The sequence below is a fragment of the Pseudaquabacterium rugosum genome, assembly GCF_038066575.1.
In the GTDB taxonomy this organism is placed as follows: Bacteria; Pseudomonadota; Gammaproteobacteria; order Burkholderiales; family Burkholderiaceae_C; genus Pseudaquabacterium; species Pseudaquabacterium rugosum.
Genome location: NZ_JBBUTF010000022.1, coordinates 1 through 26259, shown reverse-complemented (window position 1 = coordinate 26259; position 26259 = coordinate 1). Strand labels below are relative to the sequence as shown.

Annotated in this window: 23 protein-coding genes and 1 pseudogene; 10 read left to right on the top strand and 14 right to left on the bottom strand. The window is 73.7% G+C overall.

Features of this window, described 5'->3' with window-relative positions; translation table 11 throughout:
• Window positions 1-30: 30 nt before the first annotated feature.
• The 6 genes from AACH11_RS20295 to AACH11_RS20270 all read left to right on the top strand — a co-directional run bounded on the left by AACH11_RS20295 (window position 31) and on the right by AACH11_RS20270 (window position 7337).
• Window positions 31-939, top strand: a complete 909-nt coding sequence (locus AACH11_RS20295; RefSeq protein ID WP_341376094.1) for a carbohydrate ABC transporter permease — start codon at window positions 31-33, stop codon at window positions 937-939.
• Window positions 940-943: 4 nt separating this feature from the next.
• The gene (locus tag AACH11_RS20290) at window positions 944-1795 is read left to right on the top strand and encodes a carbohydrate ABC transporter permease (RefSeq protein WP_341376093.1); all 852 of its coding nucleotides are present in this window, start codon (window positions 944-946) and stop codon (window positions 1793-1795) included.
• 35 nt (window positions 1796-1830) lie between these two features.
• Complete coding sequence (locus tag AACH11_RS20285) at window positions 1831-3501, top strand: alpha-amylase family glycosyl hydrolase (RefSeq protein ID WP_341376092.1); 1671 nt, start codon at window positions 1831-1833, stop codon at window positions 3499-3501.
• Between the two features lie 7 nt (window positions 3502-3508).
• A complete protein-coding gene (locus AACH11_RS20280; RefSeq protein ID WP_341376091.1) occupies window positions 3509-5176 on the top strand; it encodes an alpha-amylase family glycosyl hydrolase in 1668 nt (555 codons plus the stop codon).
• A 95-nt stretch (window positions 5177-5271) separates the two neighbouring features.
• Window positions 5272-6417 carry an ABC transporter ATP-binding protein gene (locus AACH11_RS20275; RefSeq protein WP_341376090.1) on the top strand — a complete coding sequence of 382 codons (1146 nt, stop codon included), beginning with the start codon at window positions 5272-5274 and terminating at the stop codon, window positions 6415-6417.
• Window positions 6418-6638: 221 nt separating this feature from the next.
• The gene (locus AACH11_RS20270; protein WP_341376089.1) at window positions 6639-7337 is read left to right on the top strand and encodes a hypothetical protein; all 699 of its coding nucleotides are present in this window, start codon (window positions 6639-6641) and stop codon (window positions 7335-7337) included.
• On the opposite strand, the gene AACH11_RS20265 is transcribed toward AACH11_RS20270, so the two are convergent.
• The 5 genes from AACH11_RS20265 to AACH11_RS20245 form a co-directional block, all read right to left on the bottom strand.
• Window positions 7318-8004 (bottom strand): phosphatase PAP2 family protein, encoded by a 687-nt coding sequence (locus tag AACH11_RS20265; RefSeq protein ID WP_341376088.1) that lies wholly within the window; start codon window positions 8002-8004, stop codon window positions 7318-7320. The two genes, AACH11_RS20270 and AACH11_RS20265, sit on opposite strands and share 20 nt — an antisense overlap.
• A gap of 287 nt (window positions 8005-8291) precedes the next feature.
• Window positions 8292-10082, bottom strand: a complete 1791-nt coding sequence (locus AACH11_RS20260; protein ID WP_341376087.1) for a glycosyltransferase family 39 protein — start codon at window positions 10080-10082, stop codon at window positions 8292-8294.
• Window positions 10079-11944 carry a glycosyltransferase family 39 protein gene (locus AACH11_RS20255; RefSeq protein ID WP_341376086.1) on the bottom strand — a complete coding sequence of 622 codons (1866 nt, stop codon included), beginning with the start codon at window positions 11942-11944 and terminating at the stop codon, window positions 10079-10081. Before AACH11_RS20255 ends, AACH11_RS20260 begins: the two co-directional genes overlap by 4 nt.
• 58 nt (window positions 11945-12002) lie before the next feature.
• Window positions 12003-13091, bottom strand: a complete 1089-nt coding sequence (locus AACH11_RS20250) for a glycosyltransferase family 2 protein (protein ID WP_341376085.1) — start codon at window positions 13089-13091, stop codon at window positions 12003-12005.
• Window positions 13088-14173: a phosphatase PAP2 family protein gene (locus AACH11_RS20245; RefSeq protein WP_341376084.1), complete on the bottom strand. Its 1086-nt coding sequence runs from the start codon at window positions 14171-14173 to the stop codon at window positions 13088-13090. Before AACH11_RS20245 ends, AACH11_RS20250 begins: the two co-directional genes overlap by 4 nt.
• A 170-nt stretch (window positions 14174-14343) precedes the next feature.
• Here AACH11_RS20245 and AACH11_RS20240 point away from each other — a divergent pair, with 170 nt between their 5' ends.
• Window positions 14344-14796 carry a CopD family protein gene (locus AACH11_RS20240; protein WP_341376083.1) on the top strand — a complete coding sequence of 151 codons (453 nt, stop codon included), beginning with the start codon at window positions 14344-14346 and terminating at the stop codon, window positions 14794-14796.
• A 28-nt stretch (window positions 14797-14824) separates the two neighbouring features.
• Here the strand turns inward: AACH11_RS20240 and AACH11_RS20235 are convergent, their stop codons facing one another.
• The 5 genes and pseudogenes from AACH11_RS20235 to AACH11_RS20215 form a co-directional block, all read right to left on the bottom strand.
• Entirely contained in the window at window positions 14825-16210 is a 1386-nt protein-coding gene (locus AACH11_RS20235; RefSeq protein WP_341376082.1) for a DUF445 domain-containing protein, read from the bottom strand.
• A 205-nt stretch (window positions 16211-16415) separates the two neighbouring features.
• Complete coding sequence (locus AACH11_RS20230; RefSeq protein WP_341376081.1) at window positions 16416-17192, bottom strand: ABC transporter ATP-binding protein; 777 nt, start codon at window positions 17190-17192, stop codon at window positions 16416-16418.
• Between the two features lie 417 nt (window positions 17193-17609).
• The gene (locus tag AACH11_RS20225; RefSeq protein ID WP_423228780.1) at window positions 17610-17876 is read right to left on the bottom strand and encodes a winged helix-turn-helix domain-containing protein; all 267 of its coding nucleotides are present in this window, start codon (window positions 17874-17876) and stop codon (window positions 17610-17612) included.
• Window positions 17877-18248: 372 nt separating this feature from the next.
• A pseudogene (locus AACH11_RS20220) lies at window positions 18249-18611 on the bottom strand (response regulator); the annotation flags it as partial.
• Between the two features lie 184 nt (window positions 18612-18795).
• Complete coding sequence (locus AACH11_RS20215; protein WP_341376080.1) at window positions 18796-20391, bottom strand: ATP-binding protein; 1596 nt, start codon at window positions 20389-20391, stop codon at window positions 18796-18798.
• A gap of 327 nt (window positions 20392-20718) precedes the next feature.
• Here AACH11_RS20215 and AACH11_RS20210 point away from each other — a divergent pair, with 327 nt between their 5' ends.
• Window positions 20719-21789 (top strand): hypothetical protein, encoded by a 1071-nt coding sequence (locus AACH11_RS20210; RefSeq protein ID WP_341376079.1) that lies wholly within the window; start codon window positions 20719-20721, stop codon window positions 21787-21789.
• A gap of 60 nt (window positions 21790-21849) precedes the next feature.
• Here AACH11_RS20210 and AACH11_RS20205 read toward each other — a convergent pair whose 3' ends face one another.
• Entirely contained in the window at window positions 21850-22812 is a 963-nt protein-coding gene (locus AACH11_RS20205) for a LysR family transcriptional regulator (protein ID WP_341376078.1), read from the bottom strand.
• A 183-nt stretch (window positions 22813-22995) separates the two neighbouring features.
• Between AACH11_RS20205 and AACH11_RS20200 the strand changes: the two genes are divergently transcribed.
• Window positions 22996-23688: a helix-turn-helix transcriptional regulator gene (locus tag AACH11_RS20200; RefSeq protein ID WP_341376077.1), complete on the top strand. Its 693-nt coding sequence runs from the start codon at window positions 22996-22998 to the stop codon at window positions 23686-23688.
• Here AACH11_RS20200 and AACH11_RS20195 read toward each other — a convergent pair.
• The 3 genes from AACH11_RS20195 to AACH11_RS20185 all read right to left on the bottom strand — a co-directional run bounded on the left by AACH11_RS20195 (window position 23602) and on the right by AACH11_RS20185 (window position 25782).
• The gene (locus tag AACH11_RS20195; protein WP_341376076.1) at window positions 23602-24756 is read right to left on the bottom strand and encodes a methyltransferase; all 1155 of its coding nucleotides are present in this window, start codon (window positions 24754-24756) and stop codon (window positions 23602-23604) included. The genes AACH11_RS20200 and AACH11_RS20195 overlap by 87 nt on opposite strands.
• Window positions 24757-25052: 296 nt before the next feature.
• Window positions 25053-25502 carry a transposase gene (locus AACH11_RS20190; RefSeq protein WP_341376075.1) on the bottom strand — a complete coding sequence of 150 codons (450 nt, stop codon included), beginning with the start codon at window positions 25500-25502 and terminating at the stop codon, window positions 25053-25055.
• Window positions 25453-25782: a transposase gene (locus tag AACH11_RS20185; protein ID WP_341376074.1), complete on the bottom strand. Its 330-nt coding sequence runs from the start codon at window positions 25780-25782 to the stop codon at window positions 25453-25455. The genes AACH11_RS20190 and AACH11_RS20185 overlap by 50 nt, the downstream gene beginning before the upstream one ends.
• 109 nt (window positions 25783-25891) lie before the next feature.
• On the opposite strand from AACH11_RS20185, the gene AACH11_RS20180 reads away from it, so the two are divergent.
• Window positions 25892-26259 (top strand): ISAs1 family transposase (locus tag AACH11_RS20180; protein WP_341376073.1); only part of this gene is annotated, 368 nt, incomplete at its 3' end.

Below are 26259 nucleotides of genomic sequence, written 5' to 3'. Positions count from 1 at the left end.
CGGCTGAAGACCGCGCGCCCGGAGCCCTCGATGTCGTCCAAGTCCCGTACCGCCTGGCTGTTCCTGGCGCCGATGCTGGTCACGCTGCTGCTGGTGGCCGCCTGGCCCCTGGCCCGCACGATCTGGTTCAGCTTCACCGACGCCAACATCAACGACATGTCCGCCGCCCAGTTCGTGGGTTGGGACAACTATGTCGGCGAGTACGGCCTGTTCGGCAACCCGAACCACAGCGAGGGCTTCTGGGCCAGCGACTGGGGCGTGGCCATCCGCAACACGCTGCAGTTCGCGCTGGTGTCGGTGGCCCTGGAGACGACGCTGGGCCTGGGCGTGGCGCTGCTGCTGAACCAGGAATTCCGCGGCCGCGCCTGGGTCCGGGCGGCGGTGCTGGTGCCCTGGGCCATCCCCACCATCGTGTCGGCCAAGATGTGGGGTTGGATGCTGCATGACCAGTTCGGCGTCGTGAACGCGCTGCTGCAGGGCGCCGGGCTGATCACGGCCAAGATCGCCTGGACCGCCCAGCCCGAGTACGCGCTGTGGACGGTGGTGGCGGTCGATGTCTGGAAGACCACGCCCTTCATGGCGCTGCTGATCCTCGCCGCGCTGCAGACGCTGCCGTCCGACTGCTACGAGGCGGCGCGCGTCGATGGCGTGCATCCGCTGCGCGTGTTCTGGAAGGTCACGCTGCCGCTGATCCGTCCGGCGCTGATGGTGGCGGTGATCTTCCGCCTGCTCGACGCGCTGCGCATCTTCGACCTGATCTACGTGCTGACCTCGAACAACAACAGCACGATGAGCATGTCCGGCTTCGTGCGCCGGGAGATGATCGACAACGGCTATCTGGGCTACGGCTCGGCGGCATCGACCGCGCTGTTCCTGATCATCGGCGCCGCCACCCTGGTCTTCATGCGGGTCTCGCGCATGAAGCTGTCGGAGAACTGATCCCATGAGCCAGATCGTCGGATCGCGCAGCCGCGCGGGCACGGCCCTGCTGTACCTGCTGGCCGCCGTCGTCACCGTGGTGTCGGTGTTTCCCTTCCTGTATGCGGTGTCGACCTCGTTGAAGACCGGCTCGGCGCTGTTCTCCACCGACCTGGTGCCCGCCGCGCCCACGCTGCGCAACTACGTCGACCTGTTCACCATCGCCGAGCAGCCCTTCGGCCGCCACATCCTCAACTCGATCGGCGTGTCGGTGGCGGTGGTCGCGCTGTCGCTGTTCCTGGGTGTGACGGCGGCCTATGCGCTGGGCCGCATCCCGTTCAAGGGCCGCGGCCTGCTGCTGGTGACCATCCTGGCGGTGTCGATGTTCCCGCAGGTGGCCGTGCTCTCGGGCATGTTCGAGATGATCCGCTGGCTGGGGCTGTACAACCGCGCCGCCGGCCTGGTGCTGCCCTACCTGATCTTCACGCTGCCCTTCACCGTCTGGGTGCTGACCACCTTCATGAAGCAGCTGCCGGTCGAGCTGGAGGAGGCCGCCATCATGGACGGCTGCAGCCCCTGGCGCATCATCGTCAAGGTCTTCCTGCCGCTGCTGTGGCCGGCGCTGGTGTCCACCGGGCTGCTGGCCTTCATCGCGGCCTGGAACGAGTTCCTGTTCGCGCTGACCTTCGTCATCGACAACAACGAGCGCACCGTGCCGGTGTCGATCTCGCTGATCTCCGGTGCCAGCAAGTACGAGATCCCCTGGGGCAAGATCATGGCCGCCTCGGTGCTGGTCACGCTGCCGTTGATCGCCCTCGTGCTGGCCTTCCAGAAGAAGATCGTCTCCGGCCTGACCGCCGGTGCGGTCAAGGGCTGAGCCCGACCTGACCCGAAACCTGAGGATCCCCGTCCATGGCCCTGCAAGGCAACCCCGACTGGTGGCGCGGCGGCGTCATCTACCAGATCTACCCGCGCAGCTACGCGGATGCCAACGGTGACGGCATCGGCGATCTGCCGGGCATCACCGCGAAGCTCGAACACGTCGCGCGCCTGGGCGCCGACGCGATCTGGCTGTCGCCGTTCTTCAAGAGCCCGATGAAGGACTTCGGCTACGACGTCTCGGACTACCGCGACGTCGATCCGATGTTCGGCACGCTCGACGACTTCCGCGCCCTGGTCGCGCGCGCCCACGGCCTGGGCCTGCGGGTGATGATCGACCAGGTGCTGTCGCACAGCTCGGACCAGCACCCCTGGTTCGTCGAGAGCCGCGCCAGCCGCGACAACCCCAAGGCCGACTGGTACGTCTGGGCCGATGCCAAGGACGACGGCACGCCGCCCAACAACTGGCTCAGCATCTTCGGCGGCAGCGCCTGGCAGTGGGACACGCGACGCCGCCAGTACTACCTGCACAACTTCCTGGCCAGCCAGCCCGACCTGAACTTCCACCAACCGGCGGTGCAGCAGGCGCTGCTCGACGACGTGCGCTTCTGGCTGGAGCTGGGCGTCGACGGCTACCGGCTCGACACGGTCAACTTCTACGTCCACGACCGCCAGCTGCGCGACAACCCGGCGCGCGGCATGCCCGATGGCACCGATCCGGCCGTGCCCGCGATCAACCCCTACGGCTGGCAGTGGCACCGCTTCGACAAGAGCCAGCCGGAGAACCTGGTCTTCCTGCAGCGGCTGCGTGCGCTGCTCGACGAGTTCCCGGGCAGCACGATGGTCGGCGAGGTCGGCGATGACGACGGCCTGGCCCGCGTGGCCGAGTACACCGCGCCCGGCCCCGGCGGGGCGCCGATGCTGCACATGGCCTACTGCTTCGACCTGCTGGGTGAGCGGCATGACGCGCCCTTCCTGCACCGGGTGCTGACGCGCTTCGGCGAGGTCGTCGGCCAGGGCTGGCCGAGCTGGGCGCTGTCCAACCACGACGTCACGCGGCTGGCCACGCGCTGGGGCGGCGCCGAGCCTGATCCGCGCCTGCTGCGCGCGGCCATCGCGCTGCAGCTCAGCCTGCGCGGCTCGCCCTGCATCTACCAGGGCGACGAGCTGGGCCTGCCCGAGGCCGCCATCGCCCACGAGGACCTGCAGGACCCGTACGGCATCACGATGTGGCCGGAGTTCAAGGGCCGCGACGGCTGCCGCACGCCGATGCCGTGGGTGGCCGATGCGCCGGACCTGGGCTTCGGCAGCGGTGCGACCCGGCCCTGGCTGCCGCTGGCCGACAGCCACCGTGCGCGCGCCGTCGACCGCGCCGAGGCCGATCCGTCCGCCCTGATCCACCGTTACCGTGCGCTGCTGCACTGGCGCCGCGACCAGCCGGCCCTGCTGCGCGGCACGATGACGCTGTGGCCCGGGCATCCGCAGCTGCTGGCCTTCTGGCGCCGGCCCGAGGCGGCCGATGCTGGCGCACCGGCGCTGCTGTGCCTGTTCAACCTGTCGGACACGCCGCTGACGGTCTCGTTGTCGGGCCTGGCCGATGCCGATGCGCAGCGCGCGCAGCTGCTGCCGCTCAGCGAGGGCGCGCAGCGCGACGGCGATGCGCTGACGCTCGCGCCCTGGGCCGCCGCCTGGCTGCAGGCCTGAGGGGCGCATGAGCATGTCTGACGGTGCACACGCCTGGCGCGGCGCGGTGATCTACCAGATCTACCCGCGCAGCTTCGCCGACGGCAACGGGGACGGCATCGGCGACCTGTGCGGTGCCACGGCCCGGCTCGATCATCTCGCCCGGCTGGGCGTGGACGCCGTCTGGCTGTCGCCGTTCTTCAAGAGCCCGATGAAGGACTTCGGCTACGACATCGCCGACTACCGCGCGGTCGATCCGATGTTCGGCACGCTGGACGATCTGCGGGCGCTGATCGCCCGTGCCCACGACCTGGGCCTGAAGGTGATGATCGACCAGGTGCTGTCGCACTGCTCGGACCAGCACGCCTGGTTCATCGAGAGCCGCGCCAGCCGCGACAACCCCCGGGCCGACTGGTTCGTCTGGGCTGACGCCAGGAACGATGGCACGCCGCCCAACAACTGGCTCAGCATCTTCGGCGGCAGCGCCTGGCAGTGGGACACCCGTCGCCGCCAGTACTACCTGCACAACTTCCTGGCCAGCCAGCCCGACCTCAACGTGCAGAACCCGGCCGTGCAGCAGGCGCTGCTGGAGGTCATCGGCTTCTGGCTCGATCTGGGCGTGGACGGCTTCCGTCTGGATGCGATCAACTTCTGCTGCCACGACCTGCAGCTGCGCGACAACCCCGGCCGCGGCGTGCCGACCGAGGAGAACGCGACCGCGCCCTCGAACAACCCTTATTCCTGGCAGCAGCATCTGTACGACAAGAACCAGCCCGAGACGCTGGCGTTCCTGGAGCGGGTGCGTGCGCTGTGCGATGGCCACGGCGACATCGTGCTGCTCGGCGAGATCGGTGATGCGTCGGCCTCCCGCCTGGTGGCCGAGTACACGCGCAGCGGCGCACAAGGCCAGCATCGGCTGCACCAGGGCTACTGCTTCGACCTGCTGACCGAGGCGCGCGATGCCGAGCACCTGCGCCGCGTGATCACCGGCTACGAGGCGGTGGCCGGCGATGGCTGGCCCTGCTGGGCCCTGTCCAGCCATGACGTGGTGCGCGTGGCCACGCGCTGGGGGGGCGCCGAGCCCGACGCGCGCCAGCTGCGCGCGGCCTGTGCGCTGCTGCTGAGCCTGCGCGGCAGCGTCTGCCTCTACCAGGGTGAGGAGCTGGGCCTGCCCGAGGCCGAGATCGCCTTCGCGGACCTGCGCGATCCCTACGGCATCACGATGTGGCCGGAGTTCAAGGGCCGCGATGGCTGCCGCACGCCGATGCCGTGGGTGGCCGATGCGCCGGATCTGGGCTTCGGCAGCGGATCGGTCCGGCCCTGGTTGCCGCTGGCCGCATCGCACGGCCCGCTGGCCGTCGACCGGCAGACGGCCGATCCCGGCTCGCTGCTGAACCACTGGCGGGACTGGCTGGCCTGGCGCCGTGGCCAGCCGGCGCTGCGCACGGGGGCGATCGAGGTCTGGCCTGCCGCGGCCGAGGCGCCGGACGTGCTGCTCTTCGAGCGCATCGCGGACGATGGCCAGCGCCTGCTGTGCGCGTTCAACCTGAGCCCTGAGGTGCAGCGTCTGCCGGTGCAGCCCCGCGCCGGCCGGCTGCGCCCGGCCGACGGCGCGCCCGGCCGCGGCGCGCGGTGGGCCGCTGACGGCGCGCTGGTCCTCGAACCCTGGGGCGTGCTGCACGCCTGCTGTGGCTGAGGCGGGCGCGCCGCTTCCTCCGCCGAGCCCGTCTCCGCCGTTCTCCAAGGCGCCCGCCCCGCCGCCCTTCCACCGACGCAACCCCGAGCCCGCCCATGTCCCGCATCGATTTCCAGCACCTCAGCAAGCGCTACGGCCCGGACCTGCCGCTGACCATCCACGACGCCAATCTGGTGATCGAGCAGGGCGAGTTCTGCGTCTTCGTCGGCCCGTCGGGCTGCGGCAAGTCCACGCTGCTGCGCATGGTCGCCGGGCTGGAGACGATCAGCTCGGGCGAGCTGCTGATCGGCGGCCAGCGCATGAACGACACCCCGCCCGCCCAGCGCGGCGTGGCCATGGTGTTCCAGAGTTATGCGCTGTATCCGCACATGACGGTCGAGCAGAACATGGCCTTCGGCCTGCAGACGCTGGGCGCGGACAAGGCCCAGATCACGGCCAAGGTGAAGCGGGCGGCCGAGATCCTGCAGCTCGGCCACCTGATGGACCGCCTGCCCAAGCAGCTGAGCGGCGGCCAGCGCCAGCGCGTGGCCATCGGCCGCGCCATCGTCAAGGAGCCGGCGGTCTTCCTGTTCGACGAGCCGCTGTCGAACCTGGACGCCGCGCTGCGCGTGCAGACCCGGCTGGAGATCGCCAAGCTGCACCACGACATCGGCCATGCCAGCATGATCTACGTGACGCACGACCAGGTCGAGGCGATGACGCTGGCCGACAAGATCGTGCTGCTGCGCGCCGGCCCCGAGGTGCAGACCCTGGGCAGCGTCGCCCAGTACGGCACGCCGATGGACCTCTACCACCGGCCCGACAACCTGTTCGTGGCCGAGTTCATCGGCTCACCGCGGATGAACGTGCTGCCCGGCCGCCTGCTGCGGGCCGAGGCCACGCACGCGGTGGTCGAGGTGCAGGGCTGCGAGATCACGGCCGCGGTCGATGCCCGCGACTGCGCGCCGGGGGCGGCCGTCAGCCTGGGCGTGCGGCCCGAGCATCTGACGCCGGCCGATGCCGGCACCGGGGCAGCCGGCGCCGCACTGTCGACCCGGCTGCGCCATGTCGAGCGCCTGGGCGATGCCTCGCTGCTGTATCTGGCGCTGAGCGAGGGGGCGCCGCTGATGACGCTGCGCGTCGAGGGCTCGTCCAGTGCGGCGCCGGGCACCGTCGTCACCCTCGGCGTGCGGCCCGAGGTCTGCCACCTGTTCGGCGCCGACGGGCGGGCCTTCCGCCGCACGGTCGAGCTGCCGACCTGAGGCGAACACGGGCGGTGGCCGGTCCGATCGGCTCACGAGCTGACCGTGCAATGTTTCTCGTTGTTGCCATGAATGCGTCGAGAATGCGGCCTCCGTCCCCCGGCTTGAGGGGGCGGCCCCCCCACGGCCCTCGCTACGCTGTCGCCATGAACTTCCGTCGCCTCCTCCCCGCCCGTCCGCCGGCCGCTCATGACGTGAGCCGGTTCCAACGTCTTGGAACCGTGATCGCCATCGTCGGAGCAGGCGCGCTCGCGGCCTGTGGCGGCGGCGGTGGTGGCGGCAGCAACACCTCCACGGCCGATCCAAGCGAGGTCTATGACCTGAACGCGGCGATGACCCAGGCCTATGCGGCCAACGCGGGTACCCAGCTGCGCATCGCCGGCCTGCAGGCCACGTCCGGCAGCCGCAGCTTCTCGATGACCTTCACGCTGGCACCAGGATCGGACCTCGGCACCACGACGGACGGCCGGACGATCAAGCAGGTCGCACAGACGGCCGAGGTGGTCGAGGCGGGCGTCACCGGCACCCGTTCCCTGGGCAGCGTGACGGCCTACGCGAACGGACCTTTCCAGCCGCTGCTGACCGTCGGCGGCAACGTCTACACCCGCTATGCCACGCTGCAGGCCAGCCTGCCGTCGGCCGCGGTCCCGGGCAGCGGCGTGACGCCACTGGTCAGCGGTGTGGTCTACAGCGACGCGGCCCTGACCCAGGCCATCGGCACGGCCAATGTGCACTGGACGCTGGAGCGGGTCGATTCGACCCATGCGCTGCTGTGTCTGAAGACCATCAGCACCGTCAACACGGTGATGTCGGAGACCGAGGACTGCCTCGAGATCGACCGCGCCAATGGCAACCGCGTCTCCGGGGCGCGGCTGAAGGTCAACGGCCTGATCGACGGCCTCAACCTGACCTTCCGCTGAGTGCCAGCCGGCCCGCCCGCGGCCGGCGCACCCACACGCGCACCCGCAACCAGGCCAGGCGCAGCGCGCAGCCGCAGGCCTGCATCGCCAGCCCGGCGAACAGCACGTCGCTGAGGAAATGACCGCCCTGGCTGATGCGGCCCAGGCCCACCAGCAGTCCGGCGATGAGTCCGGCCCGAGCCCAGCGCCGGCGCGTGCGCGGGCTGCCCAGCAGGCCGATCGCGCCGACCGCGAAGCCGGTGGCGGCATGGCCGCTGACGAACGAGCAGTTGCGGCTGCATTGGTCGACAGGCACACCGGCGGCCGAGAACTGGCGCTCGCCGCCGAAGGCCTGGACCGCGACCGGGCGGGCCCGGCCCCAGTGCTCCTTGAGCACGCCGTTGACCAGGCCGGCCACGCCCAGCAGCATCATCAGCGCCAGCACCATCGTGCGACGCCACCAGCGCACGCCCAGGCCGCGCGGGCCTGACCAGTGCGTGGCCGCGACCAGCGCACCGGCCATCGCCGCCGCCCAGCCCAGCCAGGGCACGGCGAGATAGACGCCGCGCACCAGCGCCCAGTCGTTGCCGATGAAGCCGTGGTCCGGGCGGTGGAACAGCGCGCTGACCTGCAGGTCCAGCGTCGGCCAGGTGGTGAACAGCGCGAGCAGCAGGACCAGCGTGAGCACGGTGCCCGCGGCCTCGCGTTCGCGCTGCCGTAGCCGCATCCCCAGACTTCGATCCAGACCCGGCAGACCCCGCCCCACCCGCGACCTGCGCTGACGGTCCGCGGCCGCCTGGCGCATGTCCGCTCCGGCGTCGACGGCGGTGGGCCACGCCGGGCCCGGGCCCGGACCAGCGCCTTCGCTTGCGCCGGCGTCCGCGCCGGAGGCGGCCGGTGCGGCGGTATGGTGAAGCCCCGCGCGGGGTGCCTCACCCGGGCCGGGGGGCGGCAGTCGCAGCGTGACGGCGGACTTCATGGGCATCTCCGGTGATCGTCGGGGGCGGGCAGCAGGCGTGGGTCATCGACCGCGGCATCCGGGCGGAAGCCCGTGCCGAGGGCCAGGCGCAGCGTCAGTCGCCGTCCGGCCGAGCGCTCGACCTGCACGTCCGCCAGCGGCGTGATGCGGTCGAAGGCGGCGGCCCAGCGGGCGGGGGGCCGCTCCTGGCTCAGCAGCAGGGCGGATTCGCCGGCGCGCAGTGCGCGTTGCCAGGGGCAGACGCGCTCGAAGTGGTGGTCGGGCCGGCCGTCGACATCGGCGGCGATCAGCTGCGGGTGCAGGTCGCGCCAGCGCCAGGCGGTGTGGGCCAGCAGATGGCGGTCGCTGCCGAGGATCCGGGGGCGCTGTCCGTCGCCGGGCGTGGGCGACAGGCTCGGCCGCAGGCGGTCGAGTGCGTCGTTCCAGCCCCGCATGCGGGCCCAGGCATCGAGCGCCGGTGGCGGGAAATGACCCGGCCGCCAGGCCTGGACCAGGGCCGGCAAGGCCGCCAGCAGGATCACCAGCAGCGCCTGCAGGCCCAGCGCGACGGCGCTGCGGCGCTGGGTGACCGTGGGTGCGGCGGCCAGCCAGCGGCCGAGCGCCAGGGCCGCCATCAGGTGCAGCGGCGCGATCCAGTTGACCTCGAAGCGCCCGCGCACGGCCATCGACAGCCCGGCGAGCAGCAGGGGCAGGGCGCTGAACCACAGCAGGCCGCTGGCCAGCTCTGCGACCGTCCGGCGGTCGGGCCAGGCGGACCGGCCGGCCCCACCGGCCCGATCGGCCCAGCCGGCGTGCGGCGGCCGCCTCCGCCACGCGCCCAGAGCGGCCGCCAGGGCGATCGTGCTGGCCACCGGACCGAACAGCAGCCATTGCGCGGCCAGCAGTTCCGCCACGCGCCGCGGCAGGCTGCGGTCGCCCGGTGGGGCGACATCCACGGTCGAGGCGACCGTGTGCTGCCAGGTCGCCATCCCGCTGGCCAGGTTCCATCCCAGATGGGGCGCGAACACCAGCAGCGCCCCGCCCAGGGCCAGGGCCACCCGCCGCAGCGCGGGCGCTCCGCCGGCCCAGGCCGCCCAGGCCAGCGCACCGGGAAGGAAGGCCGCCATCGTGTACTTCGACAGCAGGCCCAGGCCGACGGCCAGCGCCAGCGCGATGCCGGCGGCCCGCGTGTGGAGGTGGTTCGCGGGGGCCGTCGCCCCGGCCGGCCCGCCCTGCACCAGATGCCACAGGGCCAGCAGCGCGGCCGACCAGCACAGCAGCAGCGGGGCATCGGTGGTGGCCACCAGGCCCAGCAGGCCCGACAGCGGGCTGCACAGGAACAGCGCCAGCGCCCAGTGGCCGGCGCGCCGGGCGTCGGCGCTGTCTCGGCCTCGGCCCGCCGCCCCGGCCGCGCTGTCGTGCGCCAGCCGCCACAGAACGGCGGCGGCCAGCGGGTGGCAGGCCATGGCGAGTGCGCGCACGCCGATCACCTCGTCGCCCCAGAGTGCCGTCGACCACGCGATCAGCGCCGCGATGCCCGGCGGCTTGGAGTGGTAGCCCCACTGCAGCTCACGCGACCACAGCCAGTACTGGGCCTCGTCCACGTGCAGACCGGCCCCGGTGTGGCGCATCAGCAGCAGGCGCAGGGCCAGCACCAGCATCAGCACCACGGCCAGGGTCAGGGCCCGCGTGAGGCCCCGCACCCGCGCCGGCAGCAGGGCCGGGTCGCGGCACGGCGCGGCCCCGGCCGGCCGCAGCGCCGATGGCCGCTCCAGTGACGCCCGCCACGGCGGATGGCGCACGCTCACGGCCGATCCACGGCACGGCCGTCGCGGCCGAGGCCGTCGGCGGACGGCACGGCCGGCGCATCGGGCAGTCGGCGCACCAGGGCGTACGGCCCCTGGACGGCCAGGCGCTCCAGCCGCAGGCCCGCCGGCGGCGCGGGCTCGATCCGGTCGACCCAGGTCAGCGCCAGCTCGCCCGGCAGGGGGGCCCGGCGGGGCGTCGGGCGGCGCGCGACATAGGCGATCGACGGCTGGTGCAGCCCCCACTGCACCAGCGGTGCCGGCTCACGTGCCGCGCGGCGGGCCAGTTGCTGCACCGGGCCCTGCAGCACCTGCGCCCACCAGGGCAGCACGGCCGCGCCCAGCCACAGTGCGGCGATCGCGGCCAGCGCCAGGATGCGCAGATCGGCGCACAGGCCGTGACGCGAGGCCGGCCGCCCCAGGCTCAGCACGCCGATCAGCGCCAGGGTCAGGGCGGCAGGCAGCGGGCCGGGGGCGGCCGGCAGATCGGCGCTGGCCAGCAGCGCGGCGCTGCGACCGTGGCCGGCTCGCTCGGCGGCCGTGGCCAGCCGGGCTGCCAGCCACGGGGCGGCGGTGCCGCAGACCACCAGGGCCGCCGCGCAGATGGCGGTCAGCCGGCACAGGCCGGCACCGGCGGAAGGCAGCAGCCGGGCCACCAGCAGCAGCAGCGGTGACAGCGCATACAGCGCGTAGTGCGGCAGCTTGGTGCCCGACAGCGAGAAGAACACCAGCACGAAGCCCGCCCAGCACAGCAGCCAGCGGGCCTCGGCCTGCGTCCACAGGCCGCCGGTGTCGGCCGCGGCCGACGGGGATGGCTGCGCCGCCGGGCCGTCGACCGGCGTGGCGGCCGGTCCGCGCCACAGCCGCCGCAGCGGCAGCCACAGCAGGGGCGCCCAGGGCAGGCACAGCAGCGGCAGCACCAGCAGGTAGTAGCCGAGGCTGCCGCCATGGCCTTCGAGCGGACCGCCGAAGCGCTGCAGGTTGTGGCGCAGGAAGAAGCCGTCGATGAAGGCCTGGCCGTGGCGGGCCCAGGCGTAGGCATACCAGGGCAGGCCGGTGCCCAGCAGGATCAGCCAGGCCCGGGTGTCGCCCAGCAGCGGCCGGGCGTGCCGCAGCGCCTGCCGTGGCCCCAGGCTGGCCAGCCACAGCGCCAGCGCCGCGGCCGGGATCAGCACCGCCACCGGCCCCTTGGCCAGCAGGCCCAGGCCCATCCACAGCGCGGCTCGGCGCAGCGGCCGGGCGGCGCTGCGCTGGCCTGCCGTGTCGGCGGTCGGGTCGATCGTCCGGTCAGTGGCCGGCCGCTGCTGGCCGGACTGGCGCTCCAGGTGCCGCCACAGATCGGTCAGCGTCAGCGCCAGCAGCAGGTTCAGCAGCGCGTCGGCGGTGGCGGCACGGCCGATCAGCAGCGGTCCGAGCGCCGTGGCCTGCAGCACCAGCACCGACAGCGCGGCGCGCGCGCCGTGGCGCGGCCAGAGGAACAGCGCCAGCGTCAGCCCCCAGGCCCAGGCGCACAGGGCCGACGGCAGGCGCGCGGCGGCCGTCGTCGGCCCCAGCAGCTGCATGGCCGCGGCCTGCAGCCAGTAGACCAGGATGGGCTTGTCGAAGCGGTCGGCGCCGTTGAGCGTGGTGTGGCCCCAGTCGCCCGAGACCAGCAGCTCGCGCGAGGCCTCGGCGAAGGCGCCCTCGTCGACATCGAACAGCGGCAGCGCGCCCAGGCCCAGGGTCCAGACCAGCGCGGACAGCATCGCCACCCACATCAGCACGGTCTGGCCCCGCGGCGCGCTGTCGCTGAGGGGGCCGCTGGCCCTGATCGGCGCGTCGTCCCGTTCCTGCGGCGGGCGGTGGGTGGGCAGCGCCGCGCTCACCGCACGCTCCGGCATGCCGTGCGCGAGCGTGGCCGCGCAGGGGATCGCCCGTTCGCGTTCATGCCGCCTCGTGCCAGCCGGCAGCGTCGGCCGGCGTGGCCGTGGCGCGCAGGTGATAGGGCAGGGTCTGGCCGCCGTCGTACCAGATGCGGATCAGCAGCTCGCCGATGATGCCGGTGGTCATGAACTGCAGGCCGCCGAGCACCAGGAAGAAGCCCAGCGCCAGCAGCGGCCGGGTGCCGACGTCGGCGCCCATCAGTTTCTCGACCAGCAGCCCGGCCAGGATCAGCGCCCCCACGCCCGAGATCAGCAGCCCGGCGACGCCGAAGAAGTGCCCGGGCCGGGAGCCGAAGTTGAGGAAGAAGCGCATCGCCACCAGATCGGTCAGCACGCGCAGCGTGCGTGACAGGCCGTACTTGGACTGGCCGTGGCTGCGGGCGCGGTGCTGCACCGGCTCCTCGGCCATGCGGGCCGGCGAGGTCACGGTGGCCAGCCAGGCGGGGATGAAGCGGTGCATCTCGCCGTACAGCCGCACCCGGCGCAGCACGCTGGCGCGGAAGGCCTTGAGGCTGCAGCCCAGATCCTGGAAGTGCAGGCCGGTGGTGCGCCGGATCAGCCGGTTGGCCAGGCGCGAGGGCAGCTTGCGCAGCCACCAGCCGTCCTGGCGCTCGCGCCGCCAGCCGGCCACCAGGTCCAGGTCCTCACGCAGCAGGCGTTCGACCAGGCGCGGGATGTCGCGCGGATCGTTCTGCAGATCGCCGTCCATCGTGACGATGACGTCACCGCGCGCGGCGTCGATGCCGGCCTGCATGGCGGCGGTCTGACGGAAGTTGCGCGTCAGGCGCAGCACGCGCACATGGGCGCCGGTGCGCGCCGCGTGGCGCTCCAGCGCCGGGCCGGTGCCGTCGGCGCTGCCGTCGTCGACCACGATCAGCTCCCAGGGCCAGCGGTGGTCGGCCAGGGCGGCCTGGACCGCGTCGATCAGCGGCACGACGTTGTCGATCTCGTCGTACATCGGCACGACGACCGACAGGCGATGGGCCAGCGGATCGGCGGCCCGCGGTCCGTCCGCGTCGGGGCGGGAGAGGGGCGTGGCGGGCGCAGCACGCGGGCCGGTGGCCGTGGGCAGTTGCAGGACGGCGCTCATGGGCAGGGTGTGGCGGCGGCGGAGGCCGCGGACGTGAGGGCGGTGGCGGCCGCGGCCTCCCGGGTGGGCCCGGTCGGGGTGGCGGGCCTGGCCGGGGTGGTGGAGCCGGTCGGCGGGCGCGTCGGATGTGGGGCGCCGGCCGTCACGGGCGGGCGCGGCCACCAGCGCCAGGCGCCGACCAGGCCGCAGGCGGCCAGCCCCCACTGCAGCGCCGCGGCCGTCGCGCCGGCCGCCGGCTGCAGCACGATGGCCACCGCTCCGACCAGCAGGCCGATGGCGATCGCCCGCCGGCGGCCGGGCGTGGGTGTGGTGGCGCAGGGTGCGGCGGTTGAGGGGGTTGAGGGCGATGAGGCCGGGGACGCGGTGGCGGCTGCCGCTGCCGCCGACCCGGCCGCCGGCTCTGCCGGCGCCGGCACGGTCGCCCGGTGCCGGCGGGCGAGGCCTCGGTCCACGCTCCAGGCCACCGCTGCGCCGAGGGCGGCGCCGGCCAGCAGATCACTGGGCCAGTGCGCGCCGACGGCGCTGCGCGACAACGCGACGCCCACGGCGAAGGCGGTCGCCAGCAGGCGCGGCGCCGCGCCGCGCAGCCGCGGCCAGACCAGCACCAGGGCGGCGCAGGCCATCGCGGTGTGGCCCGAGGGCATCGAGCGGCCGTGCAGCCGCTCGCCCAGCACATGCACCTGGGCCGCACCCAGCACGGCCAGTGGGCGCGCATCGGCCCAGGTCCATTTCAGGGCCTGCACCAGCAGGCCGCCGAACAGCACCGTCAGCAGCAGCGCATCGACGGTCGCGGCCTGGCGCGGGCCGGCCGCACCGACCAGCAGCAGCAGGCTCAGGCCCAGACCGGCCACCGACAGCGCCGACCACAGGCCCGGCGCCTGCGGGCCCCAGGCGTTCAGGCCATGGAACAGCGCGCGGTCCAGCGGACCTTGCTGCAGCGCGCAGGCCAGGCCCACGAGGGCGAACACGGCCAGCCAGACCAGGGCCGGCCGGACCACGCGGCGCAGCGGCGGCCGGACGGCGCATCGGATCGTCAGGCCGGCCGGTGGCAGCGCGGGGGCGGAAGCAGGGGTCGAGGACACGCCGCGCATTGCACGCGGGGCACGTGACGCGCCCTTGACCGACCCATGTCATGCGCATGACGCGGCAGCGTCCGGCGGCCACGGCCAGCAGGCATGATGGCCGGGCCCGTGTCGCGTCGGATCCAGGTCCGCCGGCCGAGGCGCCCCCTCACCGAGACGTTCCGCTGCCCATGTCGCGTACCTTGCTGCTGTCGCTCCACCTGCTCGCCGCCGCCTTCTGGATCGGCGGCATGGCCTTCGCCCATCTGTGTCTGCGGCCGGCCGCGGTCTCGGTGCTGGCGCCGCCGCAGCGCCTGCCCCTGTGGGCGGCCGTGCTGGGGCGCTTCCTGCCGCGGGTGGGGCTGGCCGTGCTGGTGCTGCTGGCCAGCGGCCAGGCCCTGGTGATGGCGGCCGGCGGCTGGGCCGGCGTGCCGCCGGGCTGGCACGTGATGGCCGGTGTCGGCGGCGCGATGGCCGTGATCTACCTCGTCATCCAGCTGCGGCTGTGGCCGCGTCTGCGCGACCATTGCGCGGTGTCGGCCTGGCCCGAGGCCGCCGCGGTGCAGGACCGCATCCGCCGCCTGGTCAGCGTCAACCTGCTGCTGTCGCTGGTGGTGGTCGGCGCGGCCCTGTGGGCGCGTTGACCGGCGCCGCGGTGCCCGCCGCCGTCCGCTAGAGCCCCGCCAGCCGCTGCACCGCGTGCAGCGTCAGGCCGACCAGGCCGCCGACCAGCGTGCCGTTGATGCGCACGTACTGCAGATCGGGGCCGAGCTGCGACTCCAGCTCGGCGCTGAGCGAGGCGGTGTCCCACCGGTCGATCTCGTCGACCAGGTAGTCGCGCAGCGCCGGGCGGTGGCGGTGGACGGCGGCTTCGGCCGCCTCCAGCAGCAGGGCCTGGGCCCAGTCGCGCAGCGCGCCGTCGCTCTGCAGCCGTTCGCCGAAGCGGCGCACCAGCGGCGCCAGGCTGGCGCGGGCCGGGTCGTCCAGCGCCCGGTCGAGCTGGCGGCGCAGGCCGTCCCACAGCGCGTCGAGGAGGGCGTCGGTGTCCGGCGTGCGCAGCAGCGCGAGCCAGCCGGCGCGCAGGCTGTCGGCCAGCGTGGCGTCACCGTGCAGGCGCTGCACCCAGCCGTCGAAGGCGCTGTCCAGGCGCTGGCGCAGGGGGTGGTCGGGGGTCTCGGCCACCGCGGCGGCCAGCCGCCCGGCGCCATCGACCAGCTTGCGCGCGACGACGCGCCCGGCCACCTGGTCCAGCCGCACCACGCTCAGGTAGCGCAGCTCCTGGGCGATGCTGTCGGCCAGCCGGGCCTGCAGGTCCTCGTCAGCCAGCCAGCCGGCCAGCGGCGGCAGCACCGCATCGAGCAGCGCCTGGTGACGCCGGCGCTGCTGCAGCTCGTCGGCCAGCCGGGCGGCCAGGGGCGCCACGTCCAGGCCCTGCAGGCGCTCGCGCAGCAGCTGCAGGCCGCGGCCGCGCAGGTCCAGCTGCGGGTCGTCGAGCAGCGCGCGCAGCGGCGGGCGCAGGGCGTCCACCCGCTCGGCCAGGGCGCGGGCATGGTCGGCATCGGCCAGCCAGCGGCCCACGCGCCGTCCCAGGTCCAGGCCGGCCAGGCGCTCGCGCAGCGCATCGGGGCGCGCGAAGCGCTCGACGATGAAGTCGGCCAGACCCCGCGCCAGCCTGGCCTTGCGCGTGGGCAGGATGGCGGTGTGCGGGATCGGCAGGCCCAGCGGCCGGCGGAACAGGGCAGTGACGGCGAACCAGTCGGCCAGACCGCCGACCATGGCCGCCTCGGCATAGGCGCGCAGCCAGGGCCAGCCGGCCCAGTCCCCCACCGCGGCCAGCGGGCCCGGCGTGGCCAGCGTCGGGTGCGGCGCGAGCAACGCCACGCCATAGACCAGCGCATGCGCGCCCAGCAGAGCGCTGGCGATGCGGCGCAGCCGCTGCAGCCGGGCCAGGCGCAGGTGCCGGGCGTCGCCGGGGGCTGGGGCCGGTGCGGCCGGTGCAGATGCTGCCGCCGCTGGTGCTGGTGCTGGTGCAGATGCCGATGCCGATGCCGATGCCACCGGCGCCGCTTCCGGCGCCGCTGCGCGATCCGGGCCGGGGTCAGCGGTCAGCGGGGCTGCGGAGGTCGCTGCGGAGGGTGCAGCGGGGGGCGGGCCGGGCGGAAGGGCGGGACCGGAGGTGGACGGGAGGGCGCTCACGCCGAGGGTTGTACCGCAGAGCGCCTGCAGATGGCTGACGGCCGCGCGGCACGCTGCCGAGCCGTGCTCACACCGCGATGACCCGGGCCGATGGCAGCCGCGATGCCAGCCCCCAGTCGGCGGCCAGCACCAGCAGCCGGTCCTCGCGCCGGGCGTGTGCGGCCGCGTCCTCGAGGGCGCGGGCCAGCACGTCGAGCGCCGGGCCGTCGAGGCCGGCGGTGGGCTCGTCCAGCAGCGTCAGCGCGGCGCGGTGGGCCAGGGCCGCGCACAGCACGGCCTTGCGCCGCCAGCCGGTCGACAGCATGGCCAGCGTCTTGTGCGCATGGGCGTCGAGGCCGAAGGCCGCCACCAGCGCCTGCCATCGGGCGGGGTCATGACGGGGGTGGGCGGCGGCACCGGCCGCGCACAGGCCGGCGGGTGTCAGCGCGTCGAGGGCCGGATCGCGGGCGTCGGGGTGGCAGATGTCGACGGGGCCGCGGTCGGGGCGCGGTGGTGCGGATGGCGCGGATGGTGACGGCGATGACGGCGATGACGGCGATGACGGCGATGACGGCGCCGATGACGTTGACGACGGCGAGGACGGCGCCTGCGACGGGATGGCCGCTCCGGCGGTGTGGGTGCCGGTGCCCGGGGTCCAGTCCTGTCCTTGCCAGCACAGGCGACCGGCCGCAGGCCGCAGGCGTCCCGCCATCAGGGCCAGCAGCGTGGTCTTGCCGACCTCCAGCTCCAGCCGCACCAGGCCGGCGGGCAGCCGCAGCGACGTGCCGTCGAACAGCGGCGGCTGGCCGGGCCAGGCATGGCGCAGGCCGTGGATCTCGAGCAGGGCGGGGCGGTCGTCGGTCATGGCCGGACTGTAGGGGGCCGGCGGCGGATCGGCCGGCCGGGGTGGGCGCTGGCGCCGAGTACAGCCAGCCGAGGATTTCCAGAACGTGGGCGCGGGCGCGAGCGCGGGGCGGGCGCGGGTGGCGGATGCGAGTGCGAGTGCGAGTGCGAGTGCGGGCGCTGGCGCGGGCGCGGGCGGTGGGGCCGAGTACAGCCAGCCGAGGATTTCCAGAACGCGGGCGCGGGGCGGGCGCGGGTGGCGGATGCGAGTGTGGGTCCGGGTCCGGGGCCGGGTGCGGGTGCGGGTGCGGGTGCAGGTGCGGGTGCGGGTGCGGGTGCAGGTGCGTGCGTGGGCGTGGGCGCGAGCGCTTCACGGCCGCCGTCGTGCGGCCCGTCGCAGGACCGCCGTTCAGCCGCGGCTCAGCAGCCGCTCAGCCGCTCAGCCGCCGTGCAACTCCAGCGCGTAGCCGACGCCGTAGATCGACCGGATCGGGTCCGGCCCGGCGCCGGCACCCTGCAGCTTGCGGCGCAGGTTCTTGATGTGGCTGTCGACGGTGCGCTCGCTCAGGGCGCGGTGGTCGTCGTGCAGCTTGTCCAGCAGCTGGTCGCGCGACCAGACGCGCCCGGGATGGGCGGCCAGCGCCCGCAGCAGGCGGAATTCCAGCGGCGTCAGCTCCAGCAGCTGGCCGCAGAGGCGGGCCGTCATGCAATCCGCGTTGATCTGCAGCGGCGGGCCGTCGACGGGGCGCGCCAGGGGCCGGCCCGCGTCGAAGGCCGTGCCCCGGGGCGAGACCGGGCCCGGGCCGGCCCAGGCCGCGGTGCCGACGCCCATGCCCATGCCCAGCCCCAGGCCGCCTTCCGCTCCCCCGCCAGCTCCCGCGACACGGTCCGCACCCGCACCCGCGCCAGCACCCGCACCCGCACCCGCACCCGCACCCGCACCCGCACCTGCACCTGCTCCAGCTCCAGCTCCAGCTCCAGCTCCAACGTTGCCCTGTGCCCCCTCCCAGACCGGCGCTTCCGCCGGCCACCGCTGTTCCGATGCGACCGGTGCCGCGCCCGTCCACGGCGCCACCGGCTGCATGCGCCTCAGGATGGCGGCCACGCGGGCCACCACTTCGCGCGGGCTGAAGGGCTTGCAGACGTAGTCGTCGGCGCCGGCCTCCAGGCCGATCAGGCGGTCGATCTCCTCGACGCGGGCGGTCAGCATCAGCACCGGCATCGCGCTGAAGCCACGCAGTTCGCGACAAAGGCTCAGCCCGTCGCGGCCGGGCAGCATCAGGTCCAGCACCATCAGCTGCGGGGCGCTGTCCGGATCGGCCTGACGCAGCAGCGGGATCACGGCGGCGCCGTCACCCAGCACCTGGACCTGGTGGCCGGCGGCGCGCAGGTAGTCGGCCAGCAGACGGGCCAGGTCAGGCTCGTCCTCGACGACGAGGATGCGGGCTGGCGGGAGGGCCGGGCCTGGGCGGGCGCCGCTGGCGTGGCCGGGGCGGGTATCCGGGTGCAGGTCCGGGCGGCTGTCCAGGCGGTTGTCCAGGCGGTTGTCGGGATCGGTGGGGGCTGTCATCCGCGGCGGGCCGGGCGGGGTTCGGGATCGAAATCGGGATCGGGCGATCGAGCGATCAGGCGCCGTCCGTCGGTGGGCGTGCGCGGTCAGGGTCTGTCCGGGGCATGGGCGTGGGCGTGGGCGTGGGCCTGGGATCGGCGCCGTGGCCGAGGCCGTGGCCGAGGCCGCAATGGGCGCCGGGCGTTTCGCCCGCTCGCTCGACAGCCGTCTGGCGCAGCAGCGGCAGCCGCAGCTGCATCCACAGCCCGCCCAGCGGCGCGGCGCGGGCCAGCAGGTGGCCGCCGTGGGCCTCGGCGATGCTGCGCGCGATCGCCAGCCCCAGACCGCTGCCGCCCTGGCCACCGCTGCCGGCGCCCTGGCGCGTGCGCGAGCGCTCGACGCGGAAGAAGCGTTCGCCCAGGCGCGCCAGGTCGGCGTCCGGCACGCCGGGGGCCGAGTCCTGCAGGTCCAGCACGGCCGCGTCGTCCTCGCGGCGCAGGCTCAGGCGCACCTGGCCGCCGGCATCGGTGTGGCGCACGGTGTTGCCGAACAGGTTGTGCAGCAGCTGCCGCAGGCGGGCGGCATCGGCCTGCGCCGGCAGCGCCGCGGCCGGCAGATCGATCTGCAGCGCCAGGCGGCGCGCCTCGCAGCCCAGCGCCAGCGTGCGGGCCTCGTCGCGCACCAGGTCGACCAGATCCAGATCCTGGCGCTGGTAGCTGAGGGCGCCGACGTCGGCCAGCGCCAGCGTGTGCAGATCGCCCACCAGATCGCCCAGCAGATCGACCTTGCCGCGCAGCAGCGCCAGCAGCTCGGGCGTGGGCTGGTGCACGCCGTCTTCCAGCGCCTCCAGCTCGCCCTTGAGCACGGCCAGCGGCGTGCGCAGCTCGTGCGAGATGTCGGCCATGAAGTCGCGCCGGGCCTGCTCGTTGCGGCCCAGCGTCAGCGCCAGCTGGTTGAAGTCCTGGCCCAGCTGGGCGACCTCGTCGTGGCCGGCCACCGGCACGCGCACCGTGTAGTCGCCCGCGCTCAGGCGGTGGGTGGCCTGCGCCACCTGGCGCACCGGGGCCAGCAGCCGGCGCGCCACCCACCAGGCCAGCAGCGCGGCCAGGGCCAGGGCCAGCAGGCCGGCGCCCAGGCTGGCGCGCAGCTGGCTGTTGACGAAGCGCAGCGCGGCGTCGTCGGTGAAACGCTGGATCGGCGCCAGCATCAGGTAACCGACGACCTGGCCGCCGACGACGATCTCGCGCTCCTCGGACTGCGCCGACTGCAGCCGGAAGCCCATCACGTGCTGGCGCTGGGCGTCGAGCAGGCTCATGCGGCGGCTGGCGCCCAGCAGCTCGGAGGCGCCCAGCGGCTGGGTCGGGTCCAGCGCCGGCTCGGGGTGCGGGCCGCGCGTGTGGCTTTCCATCGGCGTCGGGTCGTCGTCGGGCCGCGTCAGCATGAACCACAGCCGGTTGCGCCCGCGCAGGAACTCCCAGTCGCCGTGCTCGGCATAGGCCGACTGCAGGCGCGGCACCGAGACATCCAGGCGCGCGGCCGCCTGCTCGTTGAGAAAGCCGATGAAGCCGCGGTGGAAGCTCCATTGCGCGGCCACGCCCATGACCAGCGCGACGAGCGCGGTCATCGCCAGCACGGCCAGGAACAGGCGGGTGGTGATCGTCAGGCGGGGCAAGGCGGGCGGGGTACTGGGACGCAGGGACGGGCCGTTGGGTCGTTCGGCGGCTGGGCGGGCACGGCCGGCATGGGTGCCGCGGCACGATGGCCCCGACCGGTCGGCCGACCCAGGATGCACGGGGCGATGGCTCGGCAAACCTGGCAGACCCGGCAGTGGACCGCAGGCCGCCCCCGGCTGGCAAGTGCGCGGCCGCCATGCCGGGGGCGCCGCGCGGGGATCACAATTGCTGCACAGTGCCGGCGCAGTCTGCCGCGGGTCCGGGCAACCGGGTGCGTGGCCGTGGTGGCCGGCCGCCATTCCACCGATCGACCTCGTCTCCTGCCCGTGTCCGAACACAGTTTTGCCCATCTGGGCGCCGCCTGGCGCCGCCTGTTCGAACCCCATCCGGCCGAGCCGCTGCAGCCCGGCTGCGGCCGCGCGCTGGTGCTGTCGGTCGGCCGCCCGGCCGACTGGAGCCTGCTGGCGCCGCTGTGGTCCGGCGTGCAGAGCGCGTTGCAACTGCCGGCGCCGCTGATCGCCGTCGACGGCGTCGACGCGATGCAGCTGTGGTTCGCCCTCGAACGCCCGGTGCCCGAGGCCGAGGCGGCCGCCTGGCTGGCCTCCGCCGTGCGCCGCTGGCTGCCCGATCTGCCGGCGCACCGGCTGCGCACCTGGCCGCCCTTGCCCGCTGCGGGGGCTCCCGCACCCACGGACCCTGCGGCCCGCAGCGCCCGAAGCGCAGCCACCGCAGCCACCGCGGCCCCCGGGCTGGTCGACATCGGCGAGGCCCTGGACCAGGTCGATGCCCTCGACGCCGCCGACCCCGGAGCCCTCCTGCGGGCCCTGCATCCCGCCGCCGACCGGCTGACCGGTTGGGCCCTGCCCACCGTGCCGCAGGACCACGGCCCCGGCGACGACGGCGAGCCGCGCTGGTCGGCCTTCGTCGCGCCCGATCTGGCGCCCCTGTTCAGTGACACGCCCTGGCTGGATCTGCCGCCCGGCGACGATGGTCAAGCCCGGCTGCTGGCGGCCCTGCGGCCGGTGCGGGCCCAGGCCTGGCGGGTGGCGGCGGACATGCTGGCGATGGCGGAGGCCGTGGCCGTGGTGGCCGCGCCGGCGCCGGCCATGGCCTCGATCCCGTCTGCCGCGGCGTCGCAGGCCGGCGCCACCGCGGGCCGGCCGGGCCTGCAGCCGGCGGCGGCCCCGGTGGCCGTGATGGCCGCGGCAGCCCCGGTGGCCGAGCCGCCGCCTTCGTCGACCGACGCCCGGCTCGACGACCTGCCCCCCACCGACGATCCCCAGGTCTTTCTGCGCGCGGTGATGAACGCGCGCGCCGCGCCGCTGGCCCAGCGCATCGAGGCCGCACGCCTTCTGCTGGAGGATGCGCGGTCGGCGCCGCCGCGCGCGCGGGTCTGAGCCGCCGCTCCGGTTCCGGCGACACCCGGGCGGAGCCCGCAGGCCGCGTTGCCGTTCAGTTCAGTCCAGGAACTCCTCGGGCACCGGCTGCAGCTCGGTGTGCATCTCCAGGAACCACCGGATCACGCGCCGCACCCGTGCGGACATGCGGCGGTCACGGCGGCGGACGATGCCGATGGGCTGCATGGCCGCGCGCTCGGGCCGGCCCTCGAGGATGCGGATGGCACCGGCGGCCACCTGCGCCGCGGCCACGTGGCGCGGCAGCACGGTCAGGCCCAGATCACCGGCCACCATGGCCAGCGCGCCACGGATGTCGTTGAACTGTCCCAGCGTGCGCAGGGCGACGGCACCCACCGGATCGCGCTCGTTGCAGTGGCGTGCGGCCCAGACATTCAGGCCGTCGATCATGCCGGGATAGACGATCAGCGGCAGGGCCAGCAGTTCGTCGAGCGAGGCGGGCGTGGCCGTCTGCACGCGGCCGGCGGCACAGGCCAGCACGTATTCCTCGGCGCAGAACGGGTGGCAGACCAGCGCCGGATGATCGACGTCGCGGTTGGCGAAGCCGAAGTCGATCTCGCCGGCCAGCACGTCGGCCAGCACGGCCTCGGCCGGCTTGAGCTCGATGGCCAGCACCAGCTCCGGGTAGTCACGGCGGCGGTCCAGCAGCCAGCCGAAATGAGGGGCATGGATGCAGCTCTCGGGCATCGCGTAGCTGACCTGGCCGCGCATGGACTCGAATTCCTCGTTGAGCTGTTCGAGAAAGCGCGAGGTGTGGTCGATGTAGGCCTGCGCGTGGTCGGACAGCATGCGGCCCACGGCGGTGGTCACCACCCGGTTGCCGGCGCGCACGAACAGCTGCGCGTTCAGCCGGTCCTCCAGCTTGGCGATCTGCTGGCTGATGGCGCCCTGGGTGAGCCCGATCTGCTGCCCGGCGGCTGAAAAACTCTCGTGGCCGACCACGGCCAGGAAGGCACGGAACAGGCGGGGATCCAGACGTTCGAAATCAGTGGCAGTCCAGCGCATGGGCGGTTCGGGGCTTGCGGTACGGCGGGCGGGAACGGGGCGGTGGGTGTCGCGCACGCTAATGCCGGGCATTACCAGACATCGCTTGGCGAGCCCGGATCGCCTGTCGGACAGTCGCGACACGCCGGAGTGTTGGGGCAGTCCTGCGCACCCGGCGCTGCACACAAGACAAAGGGGGTCAACATGTCATCAACGCTGATGACGCCGCGTGAGCGGCTGTTGGAAAGCGCACTGGACGCGCTGGGTCTGGCGCTGTGGATCGTCGATGCCGGGGGCACCGTCGAGTATCGGAATCCGGCCGCACGGCTGGCCCAGGCACAGGCCGCCGGGCTGGAGGTCATCGAGGGGCAGTTGCGCGCGCTGTTGCCACAGGCCCAGCCTGCGCTGCGGCGGGCCTACGAGCAGGCGATGCTCGGCGTGCGCTCCTTGCTGGTGCCCGGCGGCGAGGCAGGCCGGCCGGTGGTGGTCGCACCGCTGGCCGGCGAGTCGGGGCGCCTGCTGGTGATGCAGGGCGGATCCTCGGCGGTCGAGGCCAGCACCCTGGCGCTCTATGCCCGCAGCCTGGGCATCACGCCGTCGGAAGTCGAGGTGCTGTCCGCGCTGTGCGAGGGGCAGGCGGTCAGCGAGATCGCGCGCCACCGCTGCGTGAAGATCTCGACCATCCGGGCCCAGATCGGCAGCCTGCGCGACAAGACCGGCCTGCGCAAGGTCGGCCGTCTGCTGTCGGCGCTGGCCGCGCTGCCGCCGCTGGGGCCGCGGCTGGGCAGCGTGCCGGTGGTCAGCGAGCGGTCAGCCCTTGGGCCGGTGCCCCAGGCGCCACAGCGAGGTGAGCTCCTGCGCGCGGGCGATCGCCAGCGGATCGCCGGCGTCGCGTGACTTCGGGTGCACCGGCTTCGTGTCGATGCGGTCGATCACGCACAGCCCGCCGGCCTCGATCCAGCCCAGCAGCTCGGCGCGGCTGCGCAGGCCCAGGTGCTCGGCCAGGTCCGACAGGATCAGCCAGCCCTCGCCGCCGCGCGACAGGTGGGCGGCCAGCCCGGCCAGGAAGCCGCGCAACATGCGGCTGTCGGGGTCGTAGACGGCCGACTCCAGCGGCGAGGCCGGCGTGGCCGGCACCCACGGCGGGTTGCAGACGATCAGCCCCGCATGGCCGGGCGGGAACAGATCGGCCTGCAGCAGCGTGACCCGCTTGTCCAGCTTGAGCTGCGCCAGGTTCTCGGCCGCGCAGGCGAGGGCGGCGGGCTGGTTGTCGGTGGCCGTCACCCGCAGCTTGCGCTGGGCCAGCACGGCGGCCAGCACGCCGGTGCCGGTGCCGATGTCGAAGGCGCCCGCGCCGTGCACGATGGCCGGCAGCGGGGCCTCGGCCACCAACTGCACATACTCGCCGCGCACCGGCGAGAACACGCCGTAGTGCGGGTGCACCAGCGCCTTGCGGCCGAGGGCGGGCACCGGCACACCCTTCTTGCGCCACTCGTGCGCGCCGATCAGGCCCAGCAGCTCCCGCAGGCTGGTGATCCAGGGGCCGTCGACCGGGCCGTGGGCCTCGCGCGCGGCGTCAGCCACGTCGGGCGCACGCGGCAGGCCGAGCTGGTGATCGGCGTCCAGGCGCAGCAACAGGCGGCCCAGCAGGCGGGCGCGCTCGCCCTGCAGCGCGCGATGGCGGGCGAAGGCCTCGGCCGGGCCCTGGCCCGCCGGCTGCGCGCCCGGGCGCTGCAGCCGCGCCTCCAGCCGGCGTGACATGGCCTGCAGCAGGTGGCGCGCGTTCAGGTAATCGCCCTGCCACAGCAGGCCGGTGCCGGATTCGACGGCACGCAGTGCGGCGTCGGCGCCGAGCCGGTCGTCGGCGAGCAGGAGTCGTTCAGGGGCCGGATGGCCGGCCAGCGAGCGCCAGGCGGCTTGGTGTGGCGTGCCGTCGGCGGCGGTCCAGGTCAGGATCGGATGCATGGGGCATTGTCTGTCAGGGAGCTGGGTGGGGTGGGCCGCTCAGACCAACTGGTCTCCGCGGACCACGCTGGCGGTTCAGGCGGCTGCAGGACGAGTTCGCCCAACAGGTGGAAAAGCAGTTCAACACCATGGGTGGAAGCGCCTGCATGCATAGGAAAGCAAGCTTCCCTTGTCATGTCGGGGGTCACATGCACAGAGAACCCCATTTTTCTATGCATGTTTGCGGCCGGTGATCGATGCGGGAGCTGACATGAGCTACGCCATTGCGCCCATGGAACAACTGGACTCCGCCTGCTTCAATCGATCTGGGCGCTATCCGAAACCCATCCGAACGCGCTGAGATCGCCCAAAGCCGACCGTGACAGGCCCTTGCTCGCCCGCCGCAGCCGCCGCGCGTTGTACGCCACCCATGCCAGCGCGTTGCGCGCCAAGCTTCTCGCCCGCACGCACTTGCCGCCTTGCTGGTGCAGCGCCGCGAAGACGTGCTCGACCCGCGCCCGTGTCCGGCTGATCGTCTTGTTGGGCTGCTTGAGCCTCACCTTGGCCGTCTGGCCCGGCCGGGCCCGCCGCGCGATGCCATTGCACAGCCCGTGCTGTCGCAGCGCCTGGCGATTGGCTTCGCTGTCGTAGGCGCGATCGGCCCACAAGCGGCCGCGTGTGTTGGCCGTCTGCAGCACCTTCTGTAGCTGGCGGCCGTCATCGGCGTTGGCCGCCGTGACTGCCAAACGACCACAGCGTACGCGCATCCGGAATGTGCAGTGCGCCATCGACCCGGCAGAAGCGCTGGAAGCTCAGGCGGTCGAGCACCTGGCGCTCGCACTGCTCGTCCGACAGGTTGTACAGGCCCTGCAGGAAGACCATGCGCACCAGCAGCTCGGTGGCGTACGGCGGGCGGCCGCCCTTGCTGCGGTCGGGCCGGGGGCAGGCCCGATCCACCGCAGCAGCCATCGCCCCGAAGTCGATCAACTCGTCCATCGCCGCCAGGCTCTGCACATAACCTTCGAGCTTGGCCTTGCGCTGGCGCACCAGGAACAGATCGTCGGGCGCCTCCTCGGGGAAGAACGCAGGGCGATTGCATTAGCCCCCCACCCCCGATGTGTGATACGAACGCGGCTCCCGAAAACGACCTGACACGATGGCATCCGACCTGACCGCTGCTGGCGACGAACTGATGCGGCGCTTCGAAGACCTGGACGATCCGCGCAAACCGAGCGGACGCTTCCAGTACCCGCTGCAGGAGTTGCTGCTGACGGCGCTGTGCGCGATCTCCGCCGGGGCGGAGGACTGGGTCGATGTCAGTGAGTGGGGCGAGTTCAAGCTGGAGTGGTTGCGTCGCTTCCTGCCGTTCGAGCAGGGCATCGCCTCGCACGACACCTTCAGCCGAGTGTTCGCGATGCTGGACTCGGCGCGGTTCGAGGACTGTTTTCGAGGCTGGATGACCCAGCTGTGCCCGAACCTGGCGCAGCAGCACATCGCCATCGATGGCAAGACGCTGCGGGGCTC

Excerpts from the sequence above, each read along its gene's own strand:
- AACH11_RS20195 (WP_341376076.1), bottom strand. The coding sequence starts at position 24,756 with ATGCATCCGATCCTGACCTGGACCGCCGCCGACGGCACGCCACACCAA.
- AACH11_RS20285 (WP_341376092.1), top strand. The coding sequence starts at position 1,831 with ATGGCCCTGCAAGGCAACCCCGACTGGTGGCGCGGCGGCGTCATCTAC.
- AACH11_RS20280 (WP_341376091.1), top strand. The coding sequence starts at position 3,509 with ATGAGCATGTCTGACGGTGCACACGCCTGGCGCGGCGCGGTGATCTAC.
- AACH11_RS20230 (WP_341376081.1), bottom strand. The coding sequence starts at position 17,192 with ATGACCGACGACCGCCCCGCCCTGCTCGAGATCCACGGCCTGCGCCAT.
- AACH11_RS20295 (WP_341376094.1), top strand. The coding sequence starts at position 31 with ATGTCGTCCAAGTCCCGTACCGCCTGGCTGTTCCTGGCGCCGATGCTG.
- AACH11_RS20225 (WP_423228780.1), bottom strand. The coding sequence starts at position 17,876 with ATGACGGCCCGCCTCTGCGGCCAGCTGCTGGAGCTGACGCCGCTGGAA.
- AACH11_RS20290 (WP_341376093.1), top strand. The coding sequence starts at position 944 with ATGAGCCAGATCGTCGGATCGCGCAGCCGCGCGGGCACGGCCCTGCTG.
- AACH11_RS20205 (WP_341376078.1), bottom strand. The coding sequence starts at position 22,812 with ATGCGCTGGACTGCCACTGATTTCGAACGTCTGGATCCCCGCCTGTTC.
- AACH11_RS20275 (WP_341376090.1), top strand. The coding sequence starts at position 5,272 with ATGTCCCGCATCGATTTCCAGCACCTCAGCAAGCGCTACGGCCCGGAC.
- AACH11_RS20190 (WP_341376075.1), bottom strand. The coding sequence starts at position 25,502 with ATGCGCGTACGCTGTGGTCGTTTGGCAGTCACGGCGGCCAACGCCGAT.
- AACH11_RS20200 (WP_341376077.1), top strand. The coding sequence starts at position 22,996 with ATGTCATCAACGCTGATGACGCCGCGTGAGCGGCTGTTGGAAAGCGCA.
- AACH11_RS20240 (WP_341376083.1), top strand. The coding sequence starts at position 14,344 with ATGTCGCGTACCTTGCTGCTGTCGCTCCACCTGCTCGCCGCCGCCTTC.
- AACH11_RS20250 (WP_341376085.1), bottom strand. The coding sequence starts at position 13,091 with ATGAGCGCCGTCCTGCAACTGCCCACGGCCACCGGCCCGCGTGCTGCG.